The 24,477-nt window shown below is 54.1% G+C and carries 28 protein-coding genes and 1 tRNA gene; 20 read left to right on the top strand and 9 right to left on the bottom strand.

Annotated features, from left to right (window positions below):
- Nucleotides 1–53 precede the first annotated feature (53 nt).
- The 6 genes from RHK62_RS08310 to RHK62_RS08285 all read left to right on the top strand — a co-directional run bounded on the left by RHK62_RS08310 (nucleotide 54) and on the right by RHK62_RS08285 (nucleotide 4,422).
- Entirely contained in the window at nucleotides 54–464 is a 411-nt protein-coding gene (locus tag RHK62_RS08310; protein WP_286626602.1) for a hypothetical protein, read from the top strand.
- Nucleotides 448–1,797 carry a YvcK family protein gene (locus RHK62_RS08305; RefSeq protein ID WP_315863385.1) on the top strand — a complete coding sequence of 450 codons (1,350 nt, stop codon included), beginning with the start codon at nucleotides 448–450 and terminating at the stop codon, nucleotides 1,795–1,797. Before RHK62_RS08310 ends, RHK62_RS08305 begins: the two co-directional genes overlap by 17 nt.
- A gap of 63 nt (nucleotides 1,798–1,860) precedes the next feature.
- Nucleotides 1,861–2,451 carry a DUF3177 family protein gene (locus RHK62_RS08300; RefSeq protein ID WP_206199560.1) on the top strand — a complete coding sequence of 197 codons (591 nt, stop codon included), beginning with the start codon at nucleotides 1,861–1,863 and terminating at the stop codon, nucleotides 2,449–2,451.
- 3 nt (nucleotides 2,452–2,454) lie between these two features.
- Entirely contained in the window at nucleotides 2,455–3,111 is a 657-nt protein-coding gene (locus tag RHK62_RS08295; protein ID WP_286649878.1) for a class I SAM-dependent methyltransferase, read from the top strand.
- Nucleotides 3,111–3,671 carry a 2'-5' RNA ligase family protein gene (locus tag RHK62_RS08290; RefSeq protein ID WP_302677896.1) on the top strand — a complete coding sequence of 187 codons (561 nt, stop codon included), beginning with the start codon at nucleotides 3,111–3,113 and terminating at the stop codon, nucleotides 3,669–3,671. Before RHK62_RS08295 ends, RHK62_RS08290 begins: the two co-directional genes overlap by 1 nt.
- Nucleotides 3,672–4,062: 391 nt before the next feature.
- A complete protein-coding gene (locus RHK62_RS08285) occupies nucleotides 4,063–4,422 on the top strand; it encodes a PadR family transcriptional regulator (RefSeq protein ID WP_149818207.1) in 360 nt (119 codons plus the stop codon).
- 1 nt (nucleotide 4,423) lies between these two features.
- On the opposite strand, the gene RHK62_RS08280 is transcribed toward RHK62_RS08285, so the two are convergent.
- Entirely contained in the window at nucleotides 4,424–5,137 is a 714-nt protein-coding gene (locus RHK62_RS08280; protein ID WP_206199557.1) for a uracil-DNA glycosylase family protein, read from the bottom strand.
- A gap of 433 nt (nucleotides 5,138–5,570) precedes the next feature.
- Here RHK62_RS08280 and RHK62_RS08275 point away from each other — a divergent pair, with 433 nt between their 5' ends.
- The 11 genes from RHK62_RS08275 (at nucleotide 5,571) to psbZ (ending at nucleotide 13,052) form a co-directional block, all read left to right on the top strand.
- Nucleotides 5,571–6,089 carry a phycocyanin subunit beta gene (locus RHK62_RS08275; RefSeq protein WP_011057792.1) on the top strand — a complete coding sequence of 173 codons (519 nt, stop codon included), beginning with the start codon at nucleotides 5,571–5,573 and terminating at the stop codon, nucleotides 6,087–6,089.
- Between the two features lie 68 nt (nucleotides 6,090–6,157).
- Nucleotides 6,158–6,646 carry a phycocyanin subunit alpha gene (gene cpcA, locus RHK62_RS08270; protein ID WP_149818203.1) on the top strand — a complete coding sequence of 163 codons (489 nt, stop codon included), beginning with the start codon at nucleotides 6,158–6,160 and terminating at the stop codon, nucleotides 6,644–6,646.
- Nucleotides 6,647–6,759: 113 nt separating this feature from the next.
- Nucleotides 6,760–7,623, top strand: a complete 864-nt coding sequence (locus tag RHK62_RS08265; RefSeq protein WP_149818201.1) for a phycobilisome linker polypeptide — start codon at nucleotides 6,760–6,762, stop codon at nucleotides 7,621–7,623.
- A gap of 43 nt (nucleotides 7,624–7,666) precedes the next feature.
- On the top strand, nucleotides 7,667–7,903 hold the full coding sequence (locus RHK62_RS08260) for a phycobilisome linker polypeptide (RefSeq protein ID WP_149818199.1): 237 nt from the start codon (nucleotides 7,667–7,669) through the stop codon (nucleotides 7,901–7,903).
- A gap of 7 nt (nucleotides 7,904–7,910) precedes the next feature.
- Nucleotides 7,911–8,741, top strand: coding sequence for a HEAT repeat domain-containing protein (locus tag RHK62_RS08255; protein WP_315862881.1), 831 nt, complete (start codon nucleotides 7,911–7,913; stop codon nucleotides 8,739–8,741).
- On the top strand, nucleotides 8,738–9,379 hold the full coding sequence (locus tag RHK62_RS08250) for a HEAT repeat domain-containing protein (protein ID WP_302676356.1): 642 nt from the start codon (nucleotides 8,738–8,740) through the stop codon (nucleotides 9,377–9,379). Before RHK62_RS08255 ends, RHK62_RS08250 begins: the two co-directional genes overlap by 4 nt.
- A gap of 15 nt (nucleotides 9,380–9,394) precedes the next feature.
- Nucleotides 9,395–10,228: a phycobilisome rod-core linker polypeptide gene (locus tag RHK62_RS08245; RefSeq protein WP_206199555.1), complete on the top strand. Its 834-nt coding sequence runs from the start codon at nucleotides 9,395–9,397 to the stop codon at nucleotides 10,226–10,228.
- A gap of 3 nt (nucleotides 10,229–10,231) precedes the next feature.
- A complete protein-coding gene (locus tag RHK62_RS08240) occupies nucleotides 10,232–10,972 on the top strand; it encodes a phycobilisome rod-core linker polypeptide (RefSeq protein ID WP_302677893.1) in 741 nt (246 codons plus the stop codon).
- Between the two features lie 33 nt (nucleotides 10,973–11,005).
- Complete coding sequence (locus RHK62_RS08235; RefSeq protein ID WP_206199553.1) at nucleotides 11,006–11,761, top strand: phycobilisome rod-core linker polypeptide; 756 nt, start codon at nucleotides 11,006–11,008, stop codon at nucleotides 11,759–11,761.
- A 131-nt stretch (nucleotides 11,762–11,892) separates the two neighbouring features.
- Complete coding sequence (locus RHK62_RS08230) at nucleotides 11,893–12,747, top strand: M23 family metallopeptidase (RefSeq protein WP_310453561.1); 855 nt, start codon at nucleotides 11,893–11,895, stop codon at nucleotides 12,745–12,747.
- Nucleotides 12,748–12,863: 116 nt separating this feature from the next.
- Nucleotides 12,864–13,052: a photosystem II reaction center protein PsbZ gene (psbZ, locus tag RHK62_RS08225; RefSeq protein WP_181496775.1), complete on the top strand. Its 189-nt coding sequence runs from the start codon at nucleotides 12,864–12,866 to the stop codon at nucleotides 13,050–13,052.
- On the opposite strand, the gene RHK62_RS08220 is transcribed toward psbZ, so the two are convergent.
- The 5 genes from RHK62_RS08220 to RHK62_RS08200 form a co-directional block, all read right to left on the bottom strand.
- Nucleotides 13,049–13,825, bottom strand: a complete 777-nt coding sequence (locus tag RHK62_RS08220) for an RNA methyltransferase (RefSeq protein ID WP_315862923.1) — start codon at nucleotides 13,823–13,825, stop codon at nucleotides 13,049–13,051. The two genes, psbZ and RHK62_RS08220, sit on opposite strands and share 4 nt — an antisense overlap.
- Complete coding sequence (locus RHK62_RS08215; protein WP_206199551.1) at nucleotides 13,825–14,517, bottom strand: type 1 glutamine amidotransferase; 693 nt, start codon at nucleotides 14,515–14,517, stop codon at nucleotides 13,825–13,827. Before RHK62_RS08215 ends, RHK62_RS08220 begins: the two co-directional genes overlap by 1 nt.
- Nucleotides 14,518–14,525: 8 nt before the next feature.
- Nucleotides 14,526–14,996 (bottom strand): CAAD domain-containing protein, encoded by a 471-nt coding sequence (locus RHK62_RS08210; protein WP_302676360.1) that lies wholly within the window; start codon nucleotides 14,994–14,996, stop codon nucleotides 14,526–14,528.
- Between the two features lie 129 nt (nucleotides 14,997–15,125).
- A complete protein-coding gene (locus RHK62_RS08205; RefSeq protein ID WP_399363684.1) occupies nucleotides 15,126–16,562 on the bottom strand; it encodes a circularly permuted type 2 ATP-grasp protein in 1,437 nt (478 codons plus the stop codon).
- Between the two features lie 25 nt (nucleotides 16,563–16,587).
- A complete protein-coding gene (locus tag RHK62_RS08200; RefSeq protein WP_206199549.1) occupies nucleotides 16,588–16,815 on the bottom strand; it encodes a hypothetical protein in 228 nt (75 codons plus the stop codon).
- A gap of 258 nt (nucleotides 16,816–17,073) precedes the next feature.
- On the opposite strand from RHK62_RS08200, the gene ffh reads away from it, so the two are divergent.
- The gene (gene ffh / locus RHK62_RS08195) at nucleotides 17,074–18,483 is read left to right on the top strand and encodes a signal recognition particle protein (protein WP_302676361.1); all 1,410 of its coding nucleotides are present in this window, start codon (nucleotides 17,074–17,076) and stop codon (nucleotides 18,481–18,483) included.
- 12 nt (nucleotides 18,484–18,495) lie between these two features.
- Here ffh and RHK62_RS08190 read toward each other — a convergent pair whose 3' ends face one another.
- From RHK62_RS08190 to RHK62_RS08180, 3 genes are all read right to left on the bottom strand, one after another.
- The gene (locus tag RHK62_RS08190) at nucleotides 18,496–20,085 is read right to left on the bottom strand and encodes a glycoside hydrolase family 57 protein (RefSeq protein ID WP_310453560.1); all 1,590 of its coding nucleotides are present in this window, start codon (nucleotides 20,083–20,085) and stop codon (nucleotides 18,496–18,498) included.
- Between the two features lie 219 nt (nucleotides 20,086–20,304).
- The gene (locus RHK62_RS08185) at nucleotides 20,305–21,243 is read right to left on the bottom strand and encodes a cobalamin-binding protein (protein ID WP_310453559.1); all 939 of its coding nucleotides are present in this window, start codon (nucleotides 21,241–21,243) and stop codon (nucleotides 20,305–20,307) included.
- 11 nt (nucleotides 21,244–21,254) lie between these two features.
- Nucleotides 21,255–21,327, bottom strand: a tRNA-Phe gene (locus RHK62_RS08180).
- Between the two features lie 169 nt (nucleotides 21,328–21,496).
- Between RHK62_RS08180 and RHK62_RS08175 the strand changes: the two genes are divergently transcribed.
- Nucleotides 21,497–23,131: an alpha-D-glucose phosphate-specific phosphoglucomutase gene (locus tag RHK62_RS08175; protein WP_310453558.1), complete on the top strand. Its 1,635-nt coding sequence runs from the start codon at nucleotides 21,497–21,499 to the stop codon at nucleotides 23,129–23,131.
- Nucleotides 23,132–23,136: 5 nt separating this feature from the next.
- Entirely contained in the window at nucleotides 23,137–24,450 is a 1,314-nt protein-coding gene (gene sbcD / locus RHK62_RS08170) for an exonuclease subunit SbcD (protein ID WP_310453557.1), read from the top strand.
- The last annotated feature ends 27 nt before the right edge of the window (nucleotides 24,451–24,477 follow it).

Here is a 24,477-nt window from a genome sequence, read left to right as displayed (position 1 = left end):
CTATAATCCAATCGGTTCGTGCAGAAAATTTACTGACCGAAGGAAGGAAGCCTATGGCGACGGCACAGGTGTTAGCGTTCATGCAAAAGACCGCTGAAGATACCCAACTACGAGATGAACTGGAGAACCTTCTGGGGGTAGGGGATGGCAATATCAGCGGCGCTGCCGAACTAGATGCTGAGGAACTCGCTGCCCTGCGAGGAGAGATGGCGCCTAAGGTGGTGGATTTTGCCAGTCAACATGGTTTTGAATTTTCCACCGATGAACTCATTCAAGTGGTTGATTCCTTTGCTCAGCACCAAGCAGGGGAAATTAGCGATGATGAATTTTCCGGGATTTTAGGTGTTCCCATTAACAGTAATCATGCCGAACACAAAAAACAAGTGGCCAATCCTCTGCAGCGCCTAGCCCGCTATCTGAGCAAAACCTATTTGGGTATTGGTGCGGATGAGGAGAGCGAATAAGGCTCAACCACTCTCAGCGAAGCTACGGCCAGCCCGTCGTAAAATCCGTTTGTGGTCCCAATGGTTGCTCCCTGGGCTACTGGTGAAACGATGGCTCCTAATTAGTGCAGTTGGCGTTTTGCTGGCTAGTCTGGGCTTTGCCATTAGCATCAACCTCACCCCCATTTTTTACTTCCTGCAATTTCTAGAGCAGTTTGTTCAAAGTATTGCCCGTTTTGTGCCCAGCTACATCAGTGGCCCTTTACTGCTGCTTGGGGGGTTGGCACTGATTGCTTGGGGCTATGCCCGGACCCTTGGCTCGATTACGGAAGTCCTGTTGCCAGAAGACGACAAGGCCTTGGTGGAGCGGCTGCTCATCCATCGGCGGCTAGGCAGGGGGCCAAGAATTGTTGCTATTGGGGGGGGAACTGGTCTCTCCACCCTCTTGCGGGGACTCAAGCTCTATAGTTCCAATATCACTGCCATTGTGACGATGGCCGATGATGGCGGCTCATCCGGACGACTGCGGCGGGAAATTGGGGTGTTGCCACCGGGGGATATTCGCAACTGCTTGGCGGCTCTTGCCGATGAGGAGAAAATCGTCACTGAACTGTTTCAATATCGCTTTGAAGCGGGGGATGGCTTAGCAGGGCACAGTTTTGGCAATTTGTTTCTGACGGCGATGACAAATATCACGGGGGATCTGGAGCGAGCGATCGCCACCAGTTCAGCGGTCTTGGCCATTCGTGGTCAAGTGTTGCCAGCCACCCTAACAGATATGACCCTTTGGGCACGCCTTGCCGATGGTCGCCTCATTCATGGGGAGTCCAACATTACAGCCGCCCGCGGCAAAATTGTCGAAATTGGTTGCTCGCCCCCAGCCCCCAAAGCCCTGCCCCGCGCCATTCAAGCCCTTCATGAGGCCGACTACATTATCCTTGGCCCCGGCAGTCTCTACACGAGTATCATTCCCAATCTTTTAGTGCCTGAGATTGCCCAAGCCCTAGCGGAGCGGCAGTGCCCCTGTGTTTACGTCTGCAACATTATGACGCAGCCGGGGGAAACCGATGGCTATGCTGTGAGTGATCATGTGCGTGCCCTTGATGCGGTCACGGGCGATCGCCTGTTTGATGCGGTGCTGGTGCAAAAATACCCCCCCAGTGCCGCTCACCTTGAACGCTATGGGCAGCAGGGAAGTACCGCTGTGGCTATTGATCGGGAAGCCCTGACCCGTCAAAACTGTCGACTAATCCTTGCGGATGTGATGGACGAATCCACGCCAACCGTGCGCCATGATTCGCAAAAGTTAGCAGCCATTCTGATGCGTTGGTATGAGCGAGTGCGATCGCTCTAGCCTTGTGCCTTGGGAAGGCGATCCCTAATAATAGAACCGTTGCACTTGGGTCTGTGGCCTGCCATGTCCTTGGAACTTCTGCGATCGCTCGTGTGGATGGACTACCGCCTTGCGGTGCTCTTTACTGTAATTATTCCCTTGATCCTGTTGCTGTGGTCAACGGTTAAAAATGTGCCAGCGATTACCCAACTGCTGATTATCTATTGGCGGGTGGCCAGTCTATTGGCGATTACGGTGTACCTGATGATGCCGCAGTGGCCAGTGGCCTACGTCACCGGATTTATGGCCTTGGTGCTGATTCCCATTAGCCTCTGGTTTTGGGTGGATCTCAATGAGGAAATTAGCGATCGCCAAGATTTGATTGGTCAGGTCTTTAGTAGCTGGCGCTGGGCAATCACGCTCTACTGTATCCTTGCCGCCATTGGTCAGGCCTTTTATTTGCCCTGTGCGTTTGTCGCTGGTGCCGTTCAGACCCCCAGTTGCCAAGTCTGGCTCGAGCCACCCCTGATGTTCAAAGATATTTTCCATGCCCAAGCCCGCGCCGGTACCCTTGGCTTCTTTGCCGCCGTTGCCCTTGTCATCTATATGCTCTATCTGAGCTACTTTGTGTTTGTGCGCTTACCCAAGCAGGGGCGATCGGCGACGGGTCTATAGCCTATGCCGCTGCAACGCATTCTTGAACCTGAGGTCATGGAGACGCCAGAAACGGCTGCCGCCTATGACGCCATGGATTTTACTGCTGTTAATGCCGCCTTCTGTGAAGATTTAGCCGCAGTCTTAGCCAGTGTTGAGCAACCTCTAAAAGTTTTAGATGTGGGTACAGGAAACGGGCGGATTCTGCAAATGCTGCATCAACGCTATCCCCATTGGCAACTAACAGGGATTGACCTCAGTCCAGCCATGCTGGCGATCGCCCGCCACCACAGTCCGCAATTAAACTTTATTCAAGGGGATGCCAAAGCCTTGCCCTTTGCCGACGCGAGTTTTGATGTTGTGATCAGTAATAGCTTGATCCATCACCTAGCGGATCCGCGGCCTGCCCTTGGCGAAATGCTGCGGGTGCTGCGTCCCCAAGGGACGTTGTTTATCCGTGACCTTTATCGCCCAGAAACATTGGCCGAACTGCAAGCCTTGGTTGAGCAATATGCGGGTCAAGACCCGCCCCAGCAACGGCAACTGTTTGCCGATTCGCTCCATGCGGCACTGACCTTAACGGAAATGGGGGATCTGTTCAAAACCTTGCCGCAGCCGCCGCAGCAGTGGCAAGCCACCCTCACCTCCGATCGCCATTGGACCGTTGTGGCACAGCGCTAATGAACCGGCGGCATTACTTTATTGCTTTGTTGCCCAATGCTGACATTCAGGCGGAAGTCACCCGCCTCAAGCAGTATTGTTGCGATCGCTACCAAAGCCAAGCGGCACTGCGCTCTCCCCCCCACGTTACCCTCTATCCCCCCTTTTGGTGGCCAGATGCAGCGGTCGTAAATCTGGAGCAAGCTCTAGAAACTTTTTCCGAGCAAGCCGCTCCAGTGGAGTTGATCCTCGATGGCTTTGCCGCCTTTCCCCCACGAGTCATTTATATTCACGTGGCACCCACCCCAGCCCTCAAGACACTACAAGCAGATCTCGTCAAAGCGGTAGCGAAGCCCCTGCACCTCCCCCCTACGCAACGCCATGCCTTTACCCCCCACATGACGATCGCCTTTCGTGATTTAACCAAGGACAACTTTCGCCACGCTTGGGCAGACTTTCAAGCACAATCCTTTGCGGCTCGCTGTTGGGTATCCCACCTCACACTGCTGGTCCACAATGGCCGCCGCTGGCAGATTTATCGTGAATTTTTGTTAAGAAATTTTGCTGCTGATCACCCTTGAAATCAATTTACAACAGGTCAATGACTTGATTTTTGCCAACTGCGGAATTATGATGCAAGGAACACTTTTCTCTCAAACTTCCTAAAATCAGAAGTACAGCCCTTTTTACAAGGACGGCAGACGCTTAAAATCGTGAAAGCCGACAGGGGAGAAGACTGTTTCTCCTATATTTCAGGAAAGGGTTGTAAAACAATATTGTAGTCTTGGTAGTGATAAATACTTAGTGACTTTCATGCGCTATATAAGGCTAGAGGCAAGTGCTGATATTAAGGGGGGAGTATTTGTGTTTTCTATCGTTTGGAGCAACAGAGTTGAATTCAGACGCTTCCATGATCTGAGGAATTTTGGGGAGTCAATGGATCAGCAGTAGCCCATTGCTGAGGATAAGGTTATGAAACTGGAAGATATCTACACCTTTTTCCGCCAGCCACCGCCCGTTTACCTGAGCAAGGAAGTTGCGGTGTGCTATGTGCTCTATACCCTTGTGGAAAAGGGGGACTCCTATGGCACGGCGCTGATTCAAGCTATTGAAAACGAATATCCTCTTTACCGCCTTTCCGATACGGTTCTTTACAGCGCCCTCAAATTTCTCGAGGATGAGGGAATTATTGATGGTTATTGGAAGAAGGTGGAAGGTCGCGGTCGGCCGCGGCGAATGTACCACATTGTTGGCGAAAAGGAGCAACAGGCGCGGGAACTTTCGGAGCTTTGGCTACGCTATTTGCAGGAACATCCCCACCGTCAGGAGTAATCTAAGCATCGAGTTGGCGCAGGCGATCGCGCACGGCTTGCATATCCTGCCACGTTAGCCACTTGGGACTGCCCGGCTCCCGCGAGTTATTTCGCAACAGATAAGCAGGATGAAAAATCGGCATACACCAGCGTCCCTGCCATTCAATCCACTGACCGCGAATTTTTGTAATCCCCCGCTGATCTTGGAGCAAGCCGCGCACAGCCGTTGCCCCCGCCAGTAGAATAATGCGGGGATTGACCAAGCGAATCTGCTCTAACAGATAGGGCAGGCAGGCTGCTGTTTCAGCGGGTTCAGGGACGCGATTGCCGGGAGGGCGGCACTTCACAATGTTGCAGATATAGGCATCCCGTTCACTATCGAGATTGACCGAAGCCAGAATTTTATCGAGGAGCTGCCCTGCCTTGCCAACAAAGGGGCGACCCGTTTCATCCTCCGCTTGACCCGGTCCTTCACCAATAATCATCAGCTTGGCGGCGGGATTACCACGGCTGACCACCACATGGGTACGGGTGGCCGCTAAGCCACAGCGTTGACACTGCTGACAATGCGCCGCAAGCGCCTCCAAGTCGCGGTAGGTACCGGCGGGAATAGGCACCTCAGCGCGCAGCGGAATTTGATCATAGGTAGCAGCATCGAGAGGCGTCGGTGGCGGGGATTCGGCCTCGGTGGGGGCGAGGGTGTCAAATAAGCTAAATTGCAACGGTTCACTCATGTGGATCGTAACTTCCTGAGAATAATGTTAAAGAAACTTCACGAAACTTAGGAAAAACTTAGGACAAATCGCACCAATTTTATGGCGATCGCGGGAAGCTTAATTTATCTCACAAAAGTATTTTACAAATTAATAACTACGGCGAAACAGGTTTCCCACCGCATTGTATAAGAAATACCTGAAGGGTTTAACAGCACGGTTGTTGACCTCACCTAGGGAAACACAGGCTGTTATTCGACCTTTCCGGCACCCACCACTGTGGTGTTCGTGACCTGACATATCCACACCAAGGATCAGCTTGGTCGCTCTAAGGTTGCTTGACACAGCCTTTATGGGTTGACACAAAAACACCATAAAAATCCTGCAATCCCGCTAGGGGCAGGAATGTCAAGAAGTTCTAACTTCTTTAACAACCTTTAAGGAGAATTGATCCATGCTAGATGCATTTGCCAAAGTTGTCGCTCAGGCCGATGCCCGCGGTGAATTCCTCACCAACGCCCAGTTCGATGCCCTGTCCAACTTGGTGAAAGAAGGCAACAAGCGTCTGGATGCCGTCAACCGCATCACCAGCAATGCCTCCACGATCGTTGCTAACGCTGCTCGTGCCCTCTTTGCAGAGCAACCCCAACTGATCCAACCCGGTGGGAATGCTTACACCAACCGTCGTATGGCTGCTTGCCTGCGCGACATGGAAATCATCTTGCGCTATGTGACCTACGCCATTTTGGCCGGTGACTCCAGCGTGCTCGATGATCGCTGCTTGAACGGTCTGCGGGAAACCTACCAAGCCCTTGGTACCCCCGGCTCCTCCGTGGCTGTGGCTATCCAAAAAATGAAAGATGCCGCGATCGCGATCGCCAATGATCCCAATGGCATCACTCCTGGCGATTGCAGCGCCCTGATGTCTGAGATTGCTGGCTACTTTGATCGTGCCGCTGCCGCTGTTGCCTAAGACACAGCTACCGTCTTGTAACTTTGACCGTTCTGAACACGCACATTTTTTAGGGAGATATTTTATCCATGAAAACGCCGATTACTGAAGCTATTGCCGCCGCTGATACCCAAGGTCGTTTCCTTAGCAACACCGAGCTGCAAGCGGTTGACGGTCGCTTCAAGCGCGCTGTGGCCAGCATGGAAGCTGCTCGCGCCCTGACCAACAATGCTCAGAGCCTGATTGACGGCGCAGCCCAAGCGGTGTACCAAAAATTCCCCTACACCACCACCATGCAAGGCTCTCAATATGCCTCGACCCCCGAAGGCAAAGCCAAGTGCGCCCGTGACATCGGCTACTACCTGCGGATGGTGACCTACTGCCTCGTTGCCGGTGGCACTGGTCCGATGGATGAGTACCTCATCGCTGGCTTGTCTGAAATCAACAGCACGTTTGATCTCTCCCCAAGCTGGTATGTGGAAGCTCTGAAATACATCAAAGCCAATCATGGCTTGACGGGCCAAGCTGCGGTGGAAGCCAACGCCTACATCGACTACGCCATTAACGCCCTCAGCTAATAGGCGTTTCCCTTCGTTGCCCGGTGAGGTAAGCAGATGTTGTCGGCGTTGGGCTGACCCTTTGTTTACAGCACCGGGCTTGTTTGTACCCTCGATATTTAGGAGTTTGTACCGTGGCTATTACTGCTGCTGCTTCGCGCTTGGGTACCTCCGCCTTCAGTGATGCTCCGCGGGTGGAGCTGCGTGCCAACTGGAGCGAGGAAGATCTAGAGACTGTCATCCGTGCCGTTTACCGTCAGGTCTTGGGCAATGACTATGTCATGGCATCGGAGCGTTTGGTGAGTGCGGAGTCACTGTTGCGCAATGGCAAAATTACCGTGCGGGAGTTTGTGCGCGCAGTGGCCAAGTCGGAACTATACAAAGAGAAGTTTCTCTACGGCAATTTTCAAACCCGTGTCATTGAACTGAACTATAAGCATTTGTTGGGGCGGGCACCCTACGACGAGTCGGAAGTAATCTTCCATTTGGATCTCTACGAAAATGAGGGCTTTGATGCCGACATTGACTCCTACATTGATTCCCCCGAATACACCGATAGCTTTGGGGATTGGGTCGTGCCCTATTACCGTGGCTTTAATAGCCAGCCGGGTCAGAAAACAGTGGGCTTTAACCGCATGTTCCGTCTCTATCGTGGCTATGCCAATAGCGATCGCGCCCAAGCAGAAGGCAGCATGTCCCGTTTAGCGCGGGATCTGGCCACCAACAGTCCCAATACGGTGGTGCCGCCTTCGAGTAGCGATACGGCCTTTGCCTACTACACCCCCAGTGCCGATGTTCCCCCACGGGCTTGCTTGGGTGGTTCCTTTGGTGAAAGTGGCCGCGTCTATCGCATTGAAGTGGCGGGCATTCGCCAACCGGGCTATCCGGGGGTGCGCCGCAGCAGTACCGCCTTCTTGGTGCCCTATGAGCAACTGTCGAGCAAAATGCAGCAGCTTCAGCGCACGGGTGCTCGCATTGTCAGTGTCAATCCTGCCTAGGAATGTTTGTTTAGCGTCCTTTTGAGATTGGGAGTCAGGTGTCATGTTTGGTCAAACTGCGTCTGGAAGTGCTGCCCTTAGCCCCTCCGGCGCTCGCGTTTTCCGCTACGAGGTTGTGGGTCTGCGTCAAAACGAAGAAACTGACAAAATGGGGTTTCCGATTCGGCGCAGCGGTAGCACCTTTATTACGGTGCCCTACAACCGCATGAATGAAGAGATGCAGCGCATTACCCGCATGGGGGGCAAAATCGTTTCCATTACCCCCGTGGTCGCCTCCTAATTGGCTGATGTCTGGAGAGGGAATGACGGCGGTCTCTGAACCGGTACAACTGACGGTTCCCCAAATGCTGGCGCAGCTTCAGGGGACGGATACCAGTCTCCGCTACTATGCGGCGTGGTGGCTGGGGAAGTTTGGCCTAGAAACAGCAACGGCAGCGGAGCGGCAGGCGATTGTGGCCGCCTTGATTGCTGCTTTGGCCGATGAGGCCGATCGCACAGAATTGGGGGGTTACCCTCTGCGGCGGAATGCCGCCCGTGCCTTGGGCAAGTTGGGCGATCGCCAAGCCGTACCGGCATTAATTGAGTGCTTGCGCTGCGAGGATTTTTATGTCCGTGAGGCGGCGGCCATTGCTCTTGGTCAGTTGGGAGACCCTCAAGCGATCGCGCCCCTGCAATCGCTCCTAGAAGGGGGTGTGGCAATGGCGCGGCTCGTCCCCGGTCGCCCGCATCTGGTGCAGCCAGTGGAAGCCGTGATTGAAAGCTTGGGTCACCTTGGTGCCACTGAAGCCATTGCCCTGATTGAGCCATTCTTGGCTCATGAAATGCCGCGAGTCCAATTTGCCGCTGCGCGGGCACTTTTTCAGCTCACGGGAGCGGCCGAGTATGGCGATCGCCTGCTAGCGGCTCTCAACAGTGAGGATGTGCAACTGCGACGGACAGCGCTTCTGGATTTGGGAGCGATGGGCTATCTACCCGCAGCAGAGGCTATTTTGCAGGCGGGTGTTGAAGCGAGCTTCAAGCTCATTGCCCTCCACGGCATCCTCAGCCAGCAACTGCGGCAGGCCGCCCCAGCCGAACAGACCCTCTCCCTCTTTCAAGGATTGGATCAACTGCTGTGAGTGATCTCCATACCTATATCCATGCCGTTGAGACCGCCACCTCTGCTCCTGCCCTATGCGAGGCGGTGGTTCAGCTTGCCCAGCAAAAAGACACCGCTGCTATTCCCACGCTGATTGCGGTTTTGGGGTACAACAACCCCGCTGCTGCCCAAGCCGCTGTGGCAGGCCTCATTGCCCTTGGGGATGCGGTTGTGGAGCCGCTGTTGGCACAGTTGGATGGATACAACTATGGTGCCCGTGCCTATGGGGTGCGAGTTTTGGGGAGTATTGGTCATCCTGCCGCCCTACGGGTCTTATTGGCTGCCGCGCAGTCGGATTTTGCCCCCAGTGTTCGCCGCGCCGCCACAAAGGCCTTAGGAACGCTCCGCTGGCAGTTAATCCCTGAAGAGACGGCAAGAGAGGCTCAATTAAGGGAAGCACTCACAGTTCTTCAACGCAACAGTGAAGCAGCGGATTGGGCGGTTCGCTATGCCGTGGGTGTTGCCCTCGATCATCTGCATCAGCAGGCGGCTGCTCGCGCCCTTCGGGAAGCGGTGCGTTTCCTCCTCAATCATTTGAGCGATCGCGACCCCGACATTGTTGTGCGTTCCCGTTGTCAACTTGCCCTCCAGAGGGACTCTCTGTCCATGCACACCTAAAAGGATTGGAAAGTTATGTCGTTACCCTTGCTGGCTGTGAAGCCCAGAACCCTTGACCAGCGGGTGGTCAGTTATGAAGTCCCCGCCGAGGATGATCCCGTCATCTACCGCCTCACCGATGCCACCGATGCCGCAGACGTGGATGCCCTGATTTGGGCAGCCTATCGCCAAATTTTCAGCGAGCACCTGATTTTGGACTCCTACCGTCAGCCCTTCCTAGAATCCCAACTGCGCAATCGTGCCATTTCCGTACAGGATTTTATCCGTGGCTTGGGTAAGTCCGAGGTCTATCGCGAGCAAGTGGCAGCCGTCAATTCCAATTACCGCCTCGTGGATGTCTCCTTCAAGCGATTCCTTGGCCGCCCCACCTATGGCCAGCAGGAGCAGATTGCTTGGTCGATTATTCTAGCCACCCGTGGCCTAGAAGGATTTATTGATGCCTTGGTGGACAGCGATGAGTACCAGCAAAACTTTGGTGCCGATATTGTCCCCTACCAACGGCGGCGGCGCATGGCGCGTCCTTTTAACCTCGTTAATCCCCGCTACAGCGACTACTGGCGCAACAAGGAAATGTCCCTCAGTGGTCGTTCTTACTATCAAGTGCGCTACTACACCGCAGGGCCACTGGACAAGCAAATTATCCGCGGCGCGATTCCAGCCAACTTCCTCTCTATGGCGCGTTCAATTGTGGTGCCTACCCTCGATACTCAACGCCATGTGGCACGGGCCACCTCCAGTTTGGTGACGGTTCCCAACACCGCCCAAGAGCGGGATCTACCGCCGACACCGGTCAAACCTGTGCCCGTTGCGTTGCCCTATCGTTATTTGCCCTCTCAACCAAAGGTGTAAGCCATGACGATTCCCTTGCTGAGCTATGCCCCTAGTTCCCAAAATCAGCGGGTACCGGGCTATGAAGTGCCCAATGAAGACACCCCTTGGCGCTATTCCCTTGAGGATGCAGTGGATCAGTCGGATATTGACGAACTGATTTGGGCGGCCTATCGCCAAGTCTTCAGTGAGCACGTCGTCCTCAAGAGTACCCGCCAGCCCCAGTTGGAGTCCCAACTAGCCAGTCGTGCCATTTCGGTACGGGATTTTATTCGCGGCTTGGCCAAATCGGAGACATTCCGTCGCTTGGTGGTGGAGACGAACTCCAACTATCGCTTGGTGGAAATTGCCCTGAAGCGGCTCCTTGGGCGTGCCCCTTACAACAAAGATGAGGAACTGGCGTGGTCCATTCGCATTGCCACCGACGGTTGGCAGAACTTTGTGGATACCCTTGTGGATAGTGACGAATATACGCAAAACTTTGGCGATAACACCGTGCCCTACCAGCGTCGTCGCTATAAAGATCGCCCCTTTAATCTGGTGACCCCTCGCTATGGTGACTACTGGCGCGATAAGTTAGAGAACAGTCGCTACAAGTGGGGCGACATTCGCAATTTCTTGGAGATGGCACGATCAGTCAAGGTGACACCTGTGCAATTCAAGCCAGTGTCCACGGCCAATGTGCAAATCCCCGATACCACGCGGCGCGATCGCCCGACTGTACCGGCGTCGATCAACCCGACGGCGACCTTTCCGCTGCGCTAGCTATTGTTTCACTCTTTGACTTGGGAGAGATCCATGGACTTACCTCTACTCGCCTACAAGCCGACGACTCAAAACCACCGCGTCGCTACCTTTGGCATTGCCGATCAAAACGAAGATAGCCCCTATATCTATCGTCTTGAGGATGCGGCCTCCTACCCGGAAATCCGCGAGGTGATCTGGGCCTGCTATCGGCAGGTGTTTAGTGAGCATGCCACCTTAGCCTTTAACCGTCAAATCACCTTGGAATCCCAATTAGTGAACCGAGTGATTACGGTGCGGGACTTCATTCGCGGTCTGGCCAAATCAGAGCGCTTCTACAATACGGTGGTGGCTGTGAACGACAACTACCGTTTGGTGGATGTGTGCCTGCGGCGGTTCTTGGGGCGCAGTGCCTACAACGAAGAGGAAAAAATTGCTTGGTCAATTAAAATCGGCACCCTTGGCTTCTATGGCTTTGTCGATGCCCTCCTCGACAGTGAGGAATACACCAATGCCTTTGGTGACTTTACGGTGCCCTACCAGCGCAAGCGGATGGAGGGACGTCCCTTTAACCTCGTGACGCCGCGCTATGGCTTTGAATACCGCGACAAAGTGGGCACCACTACCACCGATTGGCGGTTTACGCTGGAGAAATTCTACGATCGCAAGTTCCAAGAGCGGCGGCTACCGGAGGGCGACCCCCGCAAATACCGCGATTTGGCAGCAGCGATCGCGCCCAAGACTCGCTATGCCCAGCAGTTGCGTGCTGCTGATATTGATTACTTAGCCAAAGTGCCCCGCCGTCGTTAAATTACGCCCAAGGATGCTTTAATCATCCAGCCGTCGGTAAATTTACTGGCGGCTTTTTCTCATTCGTTCCTGCTTGGAACCCCAGTGCATTTTTGCGTGTCCAATCTAGAGGCTCATTGTTTCTTGCCGCTATGCGCGATTGCCTTTTCCCGTGGCTAGTACCTGCCATTATCACTGCCACCATTCTGCCCGCCAGTAGTCAAGTTACGATTCCAATTACGGTCACCGTCAGTCCCGATCGCCCTGTTTTGGGAGATACGCTGGCCATTGTGGTCAACGCTTCAGAACAGCCCACGGTCGAGGTGGCGGGCAAAGCGCTGCCGGTCTTTTCCATTGGGCCACAGCAATGGCGTGCCTTTGTGGCCACAACACCACTCCAGACCCCCGGCCGCCGTTCATTGGTGGTTCGCTCAGGAAATGAAACCCGCAATATGCTTCTGTGGGTGGGCGATCGCTCCTTTCCTGTGCAAAGGATTTGGCTCCCACCGGGCAAAGACTCCTCAGGAACGGATTTGGAATTTGATCGCGTGGATGCCTTTAAGGCACTGGTCACCCCCGAAAGACTCTGGCAAGGTGCCTTTCGCCGCCCCAACAGTGGCCCTGTGACCACACCCTACGGCGTACGGCGGTACTACAACGGGGTCTTTGCGCAGGATTATTTTCACCGAGGCATTGACTATGCAGGGGCTAAAGGATCACCCGTCGTAGCGGCGCAGCGGGGGCGAGTGGCCTTAGTGGGGCGAGAATCCGAGGGGTTTCTGATCCATGGCAACACGGTCGGCATTGATCATGGGCAGGGGGTGCTGACGATTTACCTGCACCTCGATCAAATTCGCGTCCAAGAGGGACAAATGGTTGAGGCAGGGCAAGTCATTGGCACCGTTGGCAATACGGGTGCCTCCACAGGACCCCATTTACATTGGGGACTCTACGTTAATGGCGAGTGCGTCGATCCGCGATCGTGGCTGGCTCAGGGTTGGCAGTAGTTGCGATATAACTCGCTTCTGAGCCTAGTTTAGGGTCAACAAATGGGGGATAATGCTAGTTCAGAGGTAGCCGCTTCGCTACCATTGCCGCTGATAAGATTTGGGAGTTAGCAACAATGACGATTCTCTTTCAACTGGCTCTTGCTGCCCTTGTCATCCTCTCCTTTGTGATGGTGGTGGGTGTGCCAGTGGCCTACGCCTCTCCCCAAGATTGGGATCGCTCAAAGCAGTTAATTTTCCTTGGCTCTGGGCTATGGATTGCCCTAGTGCTAGTGGTAGGCGTTCTCAACTTTTTTGTGGTTTAGTTCAGCCAGCGTTGGCGATAGACTTCGTACAAGAGCACTGCTGTGGCGATCGCCACATTGAGGGATTCAACATTTGGCTCCTGAGGAATCCGCAGTGCCGTAAACGTGAGATCTTGGTAGGCCGGGGGTAACCCTTGGCCTTCATTTCCCATGACCAGTAAGGTCGGTTGACGAAAATCCGCTTGCCAATAGATCAGTGGCGCGGTTGGTAATGTGACGACTATTTGCCATCCTTGGGCTTGGTAGGCTTTGAGAGTGGCCAAACCATCGCTAACAGTTTGCATCGGTAGGCGAAACCACTGGCCGGCACTGGCACGCAACACTTTTGGATGGGTCATGTCCACGCAATCGGGGGTCAACAATAGCCCCTCAACACCCACGGCGGCAGCGGTACGAATAATCGTTCCCAAGTTGCCCGGATCCTGAAGCGTGACTAAGCACAGACCTAAACGCTGGAGTGGCAAGGTAGGAAGGGGTGTATAGTTGGCAACAGCAACAACGCCATCGGGAGTGGTTGTCGTACAGAGGGCAGTCAGTACCTCTTCACTGACTTCAACGGTGCGATCGCTCCTATGGACAACCTGCTGCCAAAATGTTGGCGATTGCTTTGCTTGCCAAGCGCTGGTATAGCAAACCACCGATAAGCGATAGCCGGCTGCCAGTGCCTCTTGGAGCAAATGAGTCCCCTCTAAAAGCAAGTGCCCTTGGCGATATTTGCGGTGGTGCAGCCTACGGATCGAGCGCACCAAGGGATTCTGCCGACTGGTAATGATCACGACTGAATCCAGCGCTCAAGTAAACGTTCCAGATAGGGAGTCAAGAGTGCGGTTTGCGCGGCTTGAGCTTGAATCTCTGTGGCGGATTGAATGTAAGGGCCGGGGACTAGCTCATGCTGACAGTGCTGAATCAACTCCCCAAGGCTAGCGGGGGTCACTTCTAAGTGAAACTGAAGACCAACAACGCGATCGCCCCACAAGAATCCTTGTTGCGGACAGGTGGCACTTTTGGCGAGGGGCATTGCATCCGGAGGGAGGCTAAACATCTCCCCATGCCAATGCAGCACCGTCAGTTGGGGTGGCCAATCCTGAAACCAAGGATGCGCTTGGGCGGCTGCTGTCAGTTCAATGGGAAACCAGCCGATTTCCTTCGTGGGTGCTGGGGTGACCTCTGCCCCTAGGACTTGTGCCAAGAGCTGAGCACCAAGACAAATCCCGAAAATGGGTAACCCGTTGGCGATCGCTTGGCGCAAAAAGGCCTTTTCAGACCCTAACCATGGATAAACAGCCTCATCGTGTACCCCCATAGGGCCGCCCATCACAATCAGCGCATCCACCTCCGTCAATGCGGGTAGCGGCTCGCCTGCATAGAGATGACTGCCTTGCCAATCAAAACCACGGGCGATCGCCCACTGGGCAATGTAGGCAGGGGTCTCAAAGGGCACGTGCTGGAGATAATGCAGGCGCATGAACTCGCTTAAGAAGAACTGCCGCCTTCATTCCCAAGGATACGGGATTTATACTCATTCACCTTTTGGCCAAGTTCACGGCGACCGGACTCAAAGAGGACATAGCGATAGAGAAACCAACAAGTGTAGCCAAAGCCTACGAGTTCACAGGTCGGCCCTAGGAGGGGAATGGCATTCACTACTTCCAAAATGGCAACCGCTAGTGCCACAAAAGGAATGGTGGCAAGAATGATGAGGAGGGTGCGCAGGGGCTGCTTGTATTCACCCACAAATGCACTAACCTGATCGGGGAAGACCGTGAGGAGCCAATAGAGTTTTTCACGAGCCTGTTGCCACTGTTCATCCGTGAGACCGCCCACTTTCGGCGGCGCTGGCTGAGACTCTACTTCCGCTAAGGGTGCTGGTGCCGGCGTTGGTTCAAAAATAGGCTTTTCCGTATGGGTAGTTTCTGTGGTTGGGGATGTCTCAAATTCATTCATGTGCTTAAGTTCCTTCAGTACCGCAGCAAGTTTAGGCTAAGTTCACCGATCAGCGTTGGCTAATAGCTAATAATTGTTTAACATAGGTGGTGCCTTACCGCTAGCATCCCCTGTCCCCAAAAGACGGCTCTAATCATTAAGCACCCAAGTATCCTTGCTCCCGCCCCCTTGGGAAGAATTCACCACCAATGAGCCACGCTTCATCGCCACCCGCGTCAGACCACCGGGATGGACATAAATTTCCTTGCCGTACAGGATATAGGGGCGTAAGTCCACATGGCAGCCGACAATTTCATCCCCCAGCAGGGTGGGCACGCGCGACAGCGAAAGGGTGGGCTGGGCAATGTAGTTGCGGGGATTGGCTTTGATGCGCTCTGCAAATTCTGCCCGCTGCTCAGTCGTGGCTTGGCAACCAATGAGCATGCCATAGCCGCCGGACTCGTTGGCAGATTTCACCACGAGGGAATCGAGGTTCTTGAGCACATGATCCAACTGTTGTGGCTCCCAACACAGGTAGGTGGGCACATTGGGTAGTAGGGGTTCCTCACCGAGATAATAGCGAATCATTTGCGGCACATAGGCATAAATCACCTTGTCATCGGCCACGCCAGTTCCGAGGGCATTGGCGATCGCCACCCGCCCTTGGCGATAAACCTCCATCAGACCCCTGACCCCCAGCATCGAATCAGGACGAAATACCGCTGGATCAATGAAGTCATCATCAATGCGGCGATAGACCACATCCACGCGCTTCAGACCCTTGGTTGTGCGCATTTGTAGGTAACCATCAGCCACCACCAGATCCCGCCCTTCCACGAGCGTTACCCCCATTTGCTGAGCAAGGAAGGAATGCTCAAAATAGGCGGAATTGTACATCCCCGGCGTCAGTACCACCACGGTCGCATCCGGTAGGCCGGGGGGCGCAAGGTTCAGCAGCGTTTCTAGGAGACGGCTGGGGTACTCGTCCACAGGTTGAATGTGCAGTTCTTTGAAGACAAGGGGAAACGTGCTTTTCATCACGCGGCGGTTTTCCAGCACATAGGAGACCCCCGAAGGGCAGCGCAGGTTATCTTCTAGAACATAGAAGGTGCCATCGCGATCGCGCACTAAGTCGGTACCCGTAATATGGCACCAAATGCCCCCCGGCGGCTTCAGGTCGTGGCAGGGACGCAGATAGCCCTTGGCCGACTCAATGATTTCCCGTGGGATGACACCATCCTTAATAATTTTTTGCTCACCATAGACATCAGCAATAAATGTATTGAGCGCCGCAATCCGTTGCTTGAGACCCCGTTCAAGGGCTTGCCACTCTTGGGCGGGAATGACCCGCGGCAGAATATCAAAGGGCATGATCCGCTCGGTGCCCTCGGCAGCACCATAGACCGTGAATGTGGCGCCAATGTTAAACATCACCTGTTGGGCGGTTTTTTGGCGCTGTTGCAGTTCTCCCGCTGGCAGCGATCGCACCCGTTGTAACAGCGGTTCAATAAAAGGTCGTGGTTGGCCTTTGGCTAGAAACCACTCGTCGTAAAAGTCTTCCGGATCGTAGTTCTCAAATTCCAGCATTGATATTCCTTGGTGGCGATTTCCCTCAATGGTCTTGCTCGAGAGGAGTCGGCAAATCTGACACCGCCACTAAATGAAACCCCATTTGACAGCGAAAGTGTTGACATCCCGCTTCAGCAGTACTCCCTAGAGGCGCCCCACAACGGAGCTGACCCTCCTGCCAGCGGGGTTTGCCTTGGCGATCAGCAAACAAGCAGGATTGACACACAGACTGTGACGGTAAAATCTGATTTTGGGTGAGGATCACAAGCATTGGACACCTCCCGCCGATCAGAGCCTTTAATAGGCCGTCTTTATAGAACCTGATAAAAATAAAGACTCTAACCCCAATGTTTTTATCTTACCGTGAAAGCCTAGCGGATACGGTTGACGACCACTGCTAACTTTGCTACAAATTGCAACTCGCGGCCCCTTGCTTAAATCGGCAGCCAAGACGGTATGGGGAAGACGGTTTGCTACGATAGATACTCTAAGATCAATGAAATTCTTGTTGCCCCTTGAGCTGTAATCCATGTTTGACGCCCTTGCTGAACGCCTTGAATCTGCTTGGAAAACCCTACGGGGTCAAGACAAAATTACCGAAAACAATATCCAAGAAGCTCTTAGGGAAGTGCGCCGTGCCCTGTTAGAGGCCGATGTCAACCTCCAGGTCGCTAAAGACTTTATTGAAAATGTGCGTCAGCGGGCGATCGGTGCTGAGGTCATTGCCGGGGTTCGTCCCGATCAGCAATTTATCAAAATTGTTTACGATGCCCTTGTTGAGGTCATGGGGGAATCCCACAGTCCCCTTGCTCACGTGGAGCCACCCCCCACGATTATTCTCATGGCCGGTTTACAGGGAACGGGGAAAACCACCGCCACAGCAAAGCTCGCCCTGCACCTGCGCAAAGAACGCCGCAGCACCCTCTTGGTGGCCACCGATGTCTATCGTCCCGCTGCGATTGATCAGTTGATTACCCTTGGCAAACAAATTGACGTGCCCGTGTTTGAGATGGGTACAGAAGTTAGCCCCGTGGAAATTGCTCGCCAAGGGGTGGCCAAAGCCAAGGAACTCGGTGTGGATACCGTGATTATTGACACAGCGGGGCGCCTACAAATTGATGCCGAGATGATGGCAGAACTGGCGGCCATTAAAGATGCGGTACAACCCCACGAAACCCTCTTAGTAGTAGATGCGATGACGGGGCAAGAGGCGGCCAACCTCACCCGTGCCTTCCATGAGCAGGTGGGGATTACGGGAGCCATTCTCACCAAACTGGATGGGGATACACGCGGCGGTGCAGCTCTCTCGGTGCGTCAAGTCTCCGGACAACCGATTAAGTTTATTGGTGTTGGTGAAAAAGTCGAGGCTCTCCAACCTTTCTATCCCGATCGCTTGGCCTCTCGCATCTTGGGGATGGGGGATGTCCTCACCCTTGTCGAAAAAGCCCAAGAGGAAGTGGACTTGGCCGATGCCGAAAAAATGTCCCGCAAAATCCTCGAAGCCCAGTTTGACTTTGATGACTTCCTCAAGCAACTGCGCCTACTAAAAAATATGGGTTCCCTTGCGGGAATTATGAAGCTCATCCCCGGCATGAATAAAATTTCAACGGAGCAACTCCAGCAGGGCGAAGTACAACTCAAACGGGCGGAAGCAATGATTAACTCCATGACCCGCGAAGAGCGTCGCAATCCTGAACTTCTCGCTAGCTCCCCCAGTCGCCGTGAACGGGTTGCCAAAGGTTCTGGTTATCAAGTAGCCGATGTAACAAAGTTGGTCAGCGATTTCCAGCGGATGCGATCCCTGATGCAGCAGATGGGTCAAGGGGGCTTTCCGGGAATGGGTATGCCGGGTATGAACCCAATGGGTCGAGGGGGTCGTGCTCAGGCTCCCAAAAAGCCCAAGAAGCAAAAGAAACGCAAAGGCTTTGGCGTTCTTTAACCACTGCCCCGACTACAAGGGGCGATAGACCCGATAGTTAATGTGGGGAAAGATATTGTCAATGGCTTCCACTTTTTCCAGCCAACCCGCATCAATTTTTTGTGCCTTGATGTCATCATAGAGCTTGTGGAAGCGCATCAAGTGGCTACGGGTGCGGCGAACCGCATAGGGTACCATCGTTCCCGTCCGCATAATAAAAGCCCAGTCTGAGGATTGGGCAAGGAGTAATTCCCGTGCCGCTTGGTTGAGGGCACGCCAACTCAGTTCATCCCACGGCTCCCCCTTGGCCAGTTCAATCATCCGTTCAGCGGCCTTATGGAGGTGGGGGTAAATCCAAGCATTGGTGTCATTCAGCCAGTATTCATGGAACCCCTTGTAGCCCCAACTGGACTGGGACGGACGGCACACCTGCTGGGTGGGATGGGCGCGCAGATAGTCTGCCAAGTGGGTCATGGCAAAGGTGTCTTGGTCAAACCAGACCTTGCGGAAGAGAAAGTCAAGGAACCAAGGCCCTTCATACCACCAGTGACCATAAAGTTCCGCATCGTAGGGAGAGACCACAATTGGCGGACGCTGCATTAGGTGGTGCAGGTAGCGAATTTGATTTTCGCGGTTAAACATGAAATTGGCGGCGTGCTCGGCTGCTTTTTCCCGAGCCCAGTAGGGGTCATAGAGCTGCTTCTCTCCCAGTCCTAGGCCACGACCCGTAATTTTGTGGTACTTAATTCCCGTATTTTTGCGTTGGCCATTGGGCATGATGTAGGGCTTGATGTATTCGTACTCTGCTTCCCACCCCAAGTCCTTGTAGAACTCACGGTATTCAGGCGCCCCCGGATAGCCCACCTCTGACGACCACACCTGCTGTGAGGATTCATGATCGCGGCCAAAGGCAGCCACCCCAGTTTCGGTGAAAATAGGCGCATAGGTGCCAAAGCGAGGCCGCGGACGGGCATAGAGAATACCATGGCCATCAGTAATGAAATAGCGCAAACCCGCATCGGCCAGCATTCGCTCTAGGCCTTCGTAATAGGCGCACTCTGGCAGCCAAATGCCCTTGGGCGGGCGGCCAAAGGTTTGTTCATAGTGCTCACAGGCCACTTGCAGTTGTGCCCACACCGCTTGGGGATACATTTTCATGAGGGGTAGGTAGCCGTGGGTGGCACCACAGGTAATGATTTCAAGGTTATTGGTGTCTTGAAACTGCTTAAAGGCCTTGACGAGGTCGCGATCGTAGTTTTCCCATGTCTGCCGTACGCGGTTGAATTCTTGGGCATAGTGCTCGGCAAGGTAGCGGATGTGGCCATTGTAGGTATTGCGCTCTACCTCTAGTTCTGCCAGTTCCTCTAGTTTTGCCAAGTGCTGATCGTAGCGTTCCTGAAGTAGCGGATCCCGCAGCATTGAAATTAATGGCGGCGTCATACTCATTGTGATTTTGAAGTCCACGCCGTCACGCTTTAGCCCCTCAAACATCCAGATCAGGGGCACATAGGTTTCGGTAATTGCCTCAAAGAGCCACTCTTCTTCTAAAACGTAGTCACTCTCGGGGTGGCGGACAAAGGGGAGGTGAGCATGCAAAACCAGCGCTAAATAACCAATTGCCATAGGAAGCTTGCCTATTTATGTATTTGGGACAACGGCAGGGGATCAATGAGATCAGTTGAGTTTCCCTCATCTTAGGCGAAATAGCCAAATCTGCAACGGGTAATTTTTATCTTTTCTTCAGGTTTATCGTTGGTGCCATCCTCCTGTGATTGATGGCGCGTACAGCTGCCCTTTGCTGAAATAGGGGATAGGAAATCAAATCCTTGCCGGCACTGGCTTTTACAGCTGTGAGCGTGTGCCATCCTTGGGAAAAGGGCTGTAGGGTTGCCAACCCATGCCTTGAAATTTTGGTTCTTGGGGTGGGTGGAGAATCTCGACAAGAATTTCAAGGGAATCCACTAAGCGGGGGCCGGGGCGGTTGAAATAGGCGTTGCCATCAACAATGTACAGTTGACCTGTTTGCAGGGCACGCAATTGCTGCCACTGGGGATAAGTGTGCAAGGCTTGGTCAAGTTCTTGACGGCTGCGTTCGAGGTCAAAGCCACAGGGCATGACAATGATCACCTCCGGGTCGATCGCCAGAAGTGTTGACCACTCAATGTAGGGGGAATGTTTTCCTGCTGTACCGAGGACATTTTCACCCCCCGCGAGGGCAATCAATTCCGGTACCCAATTGCCACTGGCCATGAGGGGGTCAATCCATTCAATGGTCGCGACTTGCCGCCGCGGGCGATCGCGCACCCCTGCTTGACAGGCATGAATTCTGGTGTGTAGCGAATTCAGTAGGGGGTCGGGAGAGACACCGAGGGCAAGACCCACCCGCCGAATATCCTGCCAGACATCCTCAAGGCAATGGGGTTGGAGGGAAATTAACTGCGGTGGTGGCTCAAAGAGTCTGGCGATCGCCCCTTGCACCTCTGCCAAGGTTACAGCACAAACATCGCATTGATCTTGGGTAATGATGTGGGTCGGTTTTAGCGCTTGCAGGGTCGCCAGTTCCAAGTCATAAATGCCCAGAGCCGATCGCAGGAGGTCTTGAACCGCCCGATCAATTGCTAAACTTGACTGCTGTGCATCTAGCCTTGCCCGTGTACAAACAGGCAATGTCTTCACCTCTGGCGGATAGTCACATTCATGGCTACGCCCCACAAGAAACGGTGTCAATCCTAGGGCAGCAACAATTTCTGTGGCACTCGGTAGGAGCGAAACGAGGCGCATCTTGTCGGCGATGCCAGGAGCCAGAATTGAACTGGCGACACGAGGATTTTCAGTCCTCTGCTCTACCAACTGAGCTATCCCGGCTGAAGAGTGCTTTATGATTGTAGCAAGCGTCTAGGTGCGATGACAAGTCTCTCAGAAAATCAATTAGGGCAAAGGCATACTCTCGCATACTATATGGAAAGGTCTTGACCACGATTCTGGAGCCGACTAAGCTGCCCTTATAGTGACAGTCCCCTTGTGGAGCCTCCTAATGGGTATTCAAGTTGTTGCCACCACTCCCTTCAAGGATCAAAAACCCGGCACCTCTGGGTTGCGTAAGGCGGTACCTGTTTTCCAGCAGCCCCACTATCTAGAAAACTTTATTCAAGCGATTTTTGACACCATTGAGGCACCGCAGGGGCAAACGCTTGTTTTAGGGGGTGATGGCCGTTACTTCAATGCTGAGGCGATCCAAGTCATCCTCAAAATGGCTGCAGCCAATGGCTTTGCACGGGTCAAGGTGGGGCAAAATGGCATTCTCTCAACGCCAGCCGCCTCCTGTGTGATTCGCAAGTATGGGGCGATCGGTGGCATTATTCTCTCAGCCAGTCACAACCCCGCCGGTCCACAGGGAGATTTTGGCGTTAAGTTCAATATTGCCAATGGCGGCCCTGCGCCAGAGAAAGTTACCAACGCGATCTATGAGCGGAGCCTTGCCCTCACCAGCTACAAAATCTACACAGCCCCCGATGTCAATCTGCACACCCTTGGGGAGTTTCCCTTGGGTGAAATGATTGTTGAAGTCATTGACCCGGTCGCCGATTATCAAACATTGCTGGAGACTCTTTTTGACTTTGATCGTATTGCTGAGGTCATTCGCACCGGGAAGCTGCGCCTTGTCTTTGATGCCATGCACGCGGTTACGGGACCTTATGCCCATCGGATCATTGAAAAACGCCTAGGGGCACCCCAAGGCACGGTGCAAAATGGTGTGCCGCTACCGGACTTTGGTGGTGGTCATCCCGACCCCAATTTGGTCTATGCCCATGACTTGGTGCAGCAACTCTTTGGCGAGCAGGCTCCTGATTTTGGTGCGGCCTCCGATGGCGATGGCGATCGCAACATGATTTTAGGGGCTAATTGTTTTGTTACCCCTAGCGACAGCCTTGCGATTTTGGCCGCCAATGCCACCCTGGTGCCCGGCTATAAAGACGGCTTAGCGGGGATTGCCCGTTCCATGCCCACGAGTCAGGCGGCCGATCGCGTGGCAGCCAAGCTGGGGATTGACTGTTATGAAACCCCCACGGGCTGGAAGTTTTTTGGCAACCTCCTCGATGCCGGTAAAGCCACTCTCTGCGGTGAGGAAAGTTTTGGTACTGGCTCCAACCACGTGCGCGAGAAAGATGGCCTCTGGGCTGTGCTCTTTTGGTTGAATATCTTGGCCGTCCGCCAAACCTCCGTGGCCGAGATTGTCAAAGCCCATTGGCAAACCTATGGCCGCAACTACTACTCCCGCCATGACTACGAAGGCATTGAGAGCGATCGCGCCCACACCCTGATGAGCCAACTGGAGCAAAAACTGCCCAGCTTCGTGGGTCAGACCTTGGGTGCCTACACCGTGGCCACTGCCGATAACTTTAGCTACACCGATCCAGTGGATCACAGCGTCAGCCAAAATCAAGGGATTCGGCTGATTTTTGAGGATGGCAGTCGCATTGTCTATCGCCTATCGGGAACGGGAACCCAAGGGGCAACACTACGGGTCTATTTGGAGCGCTTTGAACCCAATCCTGCCCAGCAGCACCTCGATGCCCAAGTAGCACTCGCCGATTTAATTCAACTGGCCAATGAAGTGGCGAATATCCAAGGCTTAACGGGGCGCGATCGCCCCACGGTCATCACCTGATCGCTATGAAAATTCTCCATGTGTCCGATATTCACCTGGGCAGTGGCCTCAGTCATGGCCACATTAACCCGGCCACCGGCTTGAATACGCGCCTTGAGGATTTTATTGCTGCTCTGGCCACCTGTATTGACCGTGCCCTCAGTGAACCCGTTGATCTGGTGCTCTTTGGCGGTGATGCCTTTCCCGATGCCACGCCACCCCCTCTCGTCCATGAAGCCTTTGCCAGCCAATTTCGCCGCTTGGCGGATGCCCGCATTCCCACGGTTTTGCTGGTGGGTAACCACGATCAGCACGCCCAAGGACAGGGGGGCGCGAGCCTCAGTCTTTATCGCACCCTTGGGGTGCCCGGTTTTATCGTGGGCGATCGCTTGGCTACCCATCGCATTGAAACTCGCCGGGGTAGTGTTCAAGTCATTACCCTCCCTTGGTTAACGCGATCTACGCTCCTCACTCGGCCAGAAACCAGTGGCCTTTCCCTTGCCCAGGTGCATCAACTGCTCCTAGAGCGGCTGCGCCTTGCCCTTGAGGGGGAAATTCGCCAACTTGATCCGGCCTTGCCCACTGTCTTACTGGCTCATGCCATGGTGGACACCGCCCAGTACGGCTCTGAACGCTATTTGAGTGCCGGCAAAGGTTTTACGATTCCCCTGAGTTTTTTGGCGCGCCCCTGTTTTGACTATGTTGCCCTTGGCCATGTGCATCGCCATCAAGTCCTGTGTCACGATCCACCCGTGGTCTATCCCGGCAGCATTGAGCGGGTGGATTTTGGTGAAGAGGGGGAAGAAAAGGGCTATGTCTTAGTGAACCTTGCTAAGGGCAAAACAGAATTTCAGTTTTGTCCCCTACCCACCCGCCCCTTCCGCACCATTCGTGTGGACTTAACCGAGCTGGAACTGGATCCCCAAGCCGCCCTCTTGGGGGCGATCGCCAGCGGGGAGATCAGCGGGGCTGTGGTGCGGGTCATGTATCAACTGCGCCCCGATCAAATTCCCCTGATCAACCTCCATGAGCTGCAAAAAGCACTAGAGAGTGCCCACAGCGTCAGCCTTCTGCCCCAACTAGTGAATAGCCAGCCCATTGCCCGCCTGCCAGAAGTTGCCCTCGAACAGTGCCTTGACCCCAGCCATGCCCTGCAACTCTATCTGGATCATCACCCTGACCTTGAACCGCTGCACCAAGATCTGCTAGCGGCACTCCAAACCCTTAATGGCCACTCTGAAGAAGAGAGTCAAGACACTCCAGAGATGCCGCGATCGCCTGAAGGGCGCCCTGCGCGAATGCCCGAACCTGTGATTCAGCAACTGAAATTGCTCTCCTAGCCTGAAGTTAAGCTTTGACTCAAGTCC

The sequence above is a fragment of the Thermosynechococcus sp. HY213 genome (assembly GCF_031460975.1).
Classification (GTDB): domain Bacteria; phylum Cyanobacteriota; class Cyanobacteriia; order Thermosynechococcales; family Thermosynechococcaceae; genus Thermosynechococcus.
Note: the sequence above shows the minus strand (reverse complement) of the source record. Positions and strands in the feature narration are given on the sequence as shown.

Excerpts from the sequence above, each read along its gene's own strand:
- RHK62_RS08310 (WP_286626602.1), top strand. The coding sequence starts at position 54 with ATGGCGACGGCACAGGTGTTAGCGTTCATGCAAAAGACCGCTGAAGAT.
- RHK62_RS08305 (WP_315863385.1), top strand. The coding sequence starts at position 448 with ATGAGGAGAGCGAATAAGGCTCAACCACTCTCAGCGAAGCTACGGCCA.
- RHK62_RS08300 (WP_206199560.1), top strand. The coding sequence starts at position 1,861 with ATGTCCTTGGAACTTCTGCGATCGCTCGTGTGGATGGACTACCGCCTT.
- RHK62_RS08295 (WP_286649878.1), top strand. The coding sequence starts at position 2,455 with ATGCCGCTGCAACGCATTCTTGAACCTGAGGTCATGGAGACGCCAGAA.
- RHK62_RS08290 (WP_302677896.1), top strand. The coding sequence starts at position 3,111 with ATGAACCGGCGGCATTACTTTATTGCTTTGTTGCCCAATGCTGACATT.
- RHK62_RS08285 (WP_149818207.1), top strand. The coding sequence starts at position 4,063 with ATGAAACTGGAAGATATCTACACCTTTTTCCGCCAGCCACCGCCCGTT.
- RHK62_RS08280 (WP_206199557.1), bottom strand. The coding sequence starts at position 5,137 with ATGAGTGAACCGTTGCAATTTAGCTTATTTGACACCCTCGCCCCCACC.
- RHK62_RS08275 (WP_011057792.1), top strand. The coding sequence starts at position 5,571 with ATGCTAGATGCATTTGCCAAAGTTGTCGCTCAGGCCGATGCCCGCGGT.
- cpcA (WP_149818203.1), top strand. The coding sequence starts at position 6,158 with ATGAAAACGCCGATTACTGAAGCTATTGCCGCCGCTGATACCCAAGGT.
- RHK62_RS08260 (WP_149818199.1), top strand. The coding sequence starts at position 7,667 with ATGTTTGGTCAAACTGCGTCTGGAAGTGCTGCCCTTAGCCCCTCCGGC.
- RHK62_RS08255 (WP_315862881.1), top strand. The coding sequence starts at position 7,911 with ATGTCTGGAGAGGGAATGACGGCGGTCTCTGAACCGGTACAACTGACG.
- RHK62_RS08245 (WP_206199555.1), top strand. The coding sequence starts at position 9,395 with ATGTCGTTACCCTTGCTGGCTGTGAAGCCCAGAACCCTTGACCAGCGG.
- RHK62_RS08240 (WP_302677893.1), top strand. The coding sequence starts at position 10,232 with ATGACGATTCCCTTGCTGAGCTATGCCCCTAGTTCCCAAAATCAGCGG.
- RHK62_RS08235 (WP_206199553.1), top strand. The coding sequence starts at position 11,006 with ATGGACTTACCTCTACTCGCCTACAAGCCGACGACTCAAAACCACCGC.
- RHK62_RS08230 (WP_310453561.1), top strand. The coding sequence starts at position 11,893 with ATGCGCGATTGCCTTTTCCCGTGGCTAGTACCTGCCATTATCACTGCC.
- psbZ (WP_181496775.1), top strand. The coding sequence starts at position 12,864 with ATGACGATTCTCTTTCAACTGGCTCTTGCTGCCCTTGTCATCCTCTCC.
- RHK62_RS08215 (WP_206199551.1), bottom strand. The coding sequence starts at position 14,517 with ATGCGCCTGCATTATCTCCAGCACGTGCCCTTTGAGACCCCTGCCTAC.
- RHK62_RS08210 (WP_302676360.1), bottom strand. The coding sequence starts at position 14,996 with ATGAATGAATTTGAGACATCCCCAACCACAGAAACTACCCATACGGAA.
- RHK62_RS08205 (WP_399363684.1), bottom strand. The coding sequence starts at position 16,562 with ATGCTGGAATTTGAGAACTACGATCCGGAAGACTTTTACGACGAGTGG.
- RHK62_RS08200 (WP_206199549.1), bottom strand. The coding sequence starts at position 16,815 with ATGCTTGTGATCCTCACCCAAAATCAGATTTTACCGTCACAGTCTGTG.
- ffh (WP_302676361.1), top strand. The coding sequence starts at position 17,074 with ATGTTTGACGCCCTTGCTGAACGCCTTGAATCTGCTTGGAAAACCCTA.
- RHK62_RS08190 (WP_310453560.1), bottom strand. The coding sequence starts at position 20,085 with ATGGCAATTGGTTATTTAGCGCTGGTTTTGCATGCTCACCTCCCCTTT.
- RHK62_RS08185 (WP_310453559.1), bottom strand. The coding sequence starts at position 21,243 with ATGCGCCTCGTTTCGCTCCTACCGAGTGCCACAGAAATTGTTGCTGCC.
- RHK62_RS08175 (WP_310453558.1), top strand. The coding sequence starts at position 21,497 with ATGGGTATTCAAGTTGTTGCCACCACTCCCTTCAAGGATCAAAAACCC.
- sbcD (WP_310453557.1), top strand. The coding sequence starts at position 23,137 with ATGAAAATTCTCCATGTGTCCGATATTCACCTGGGCAGTGGCCTCAGT.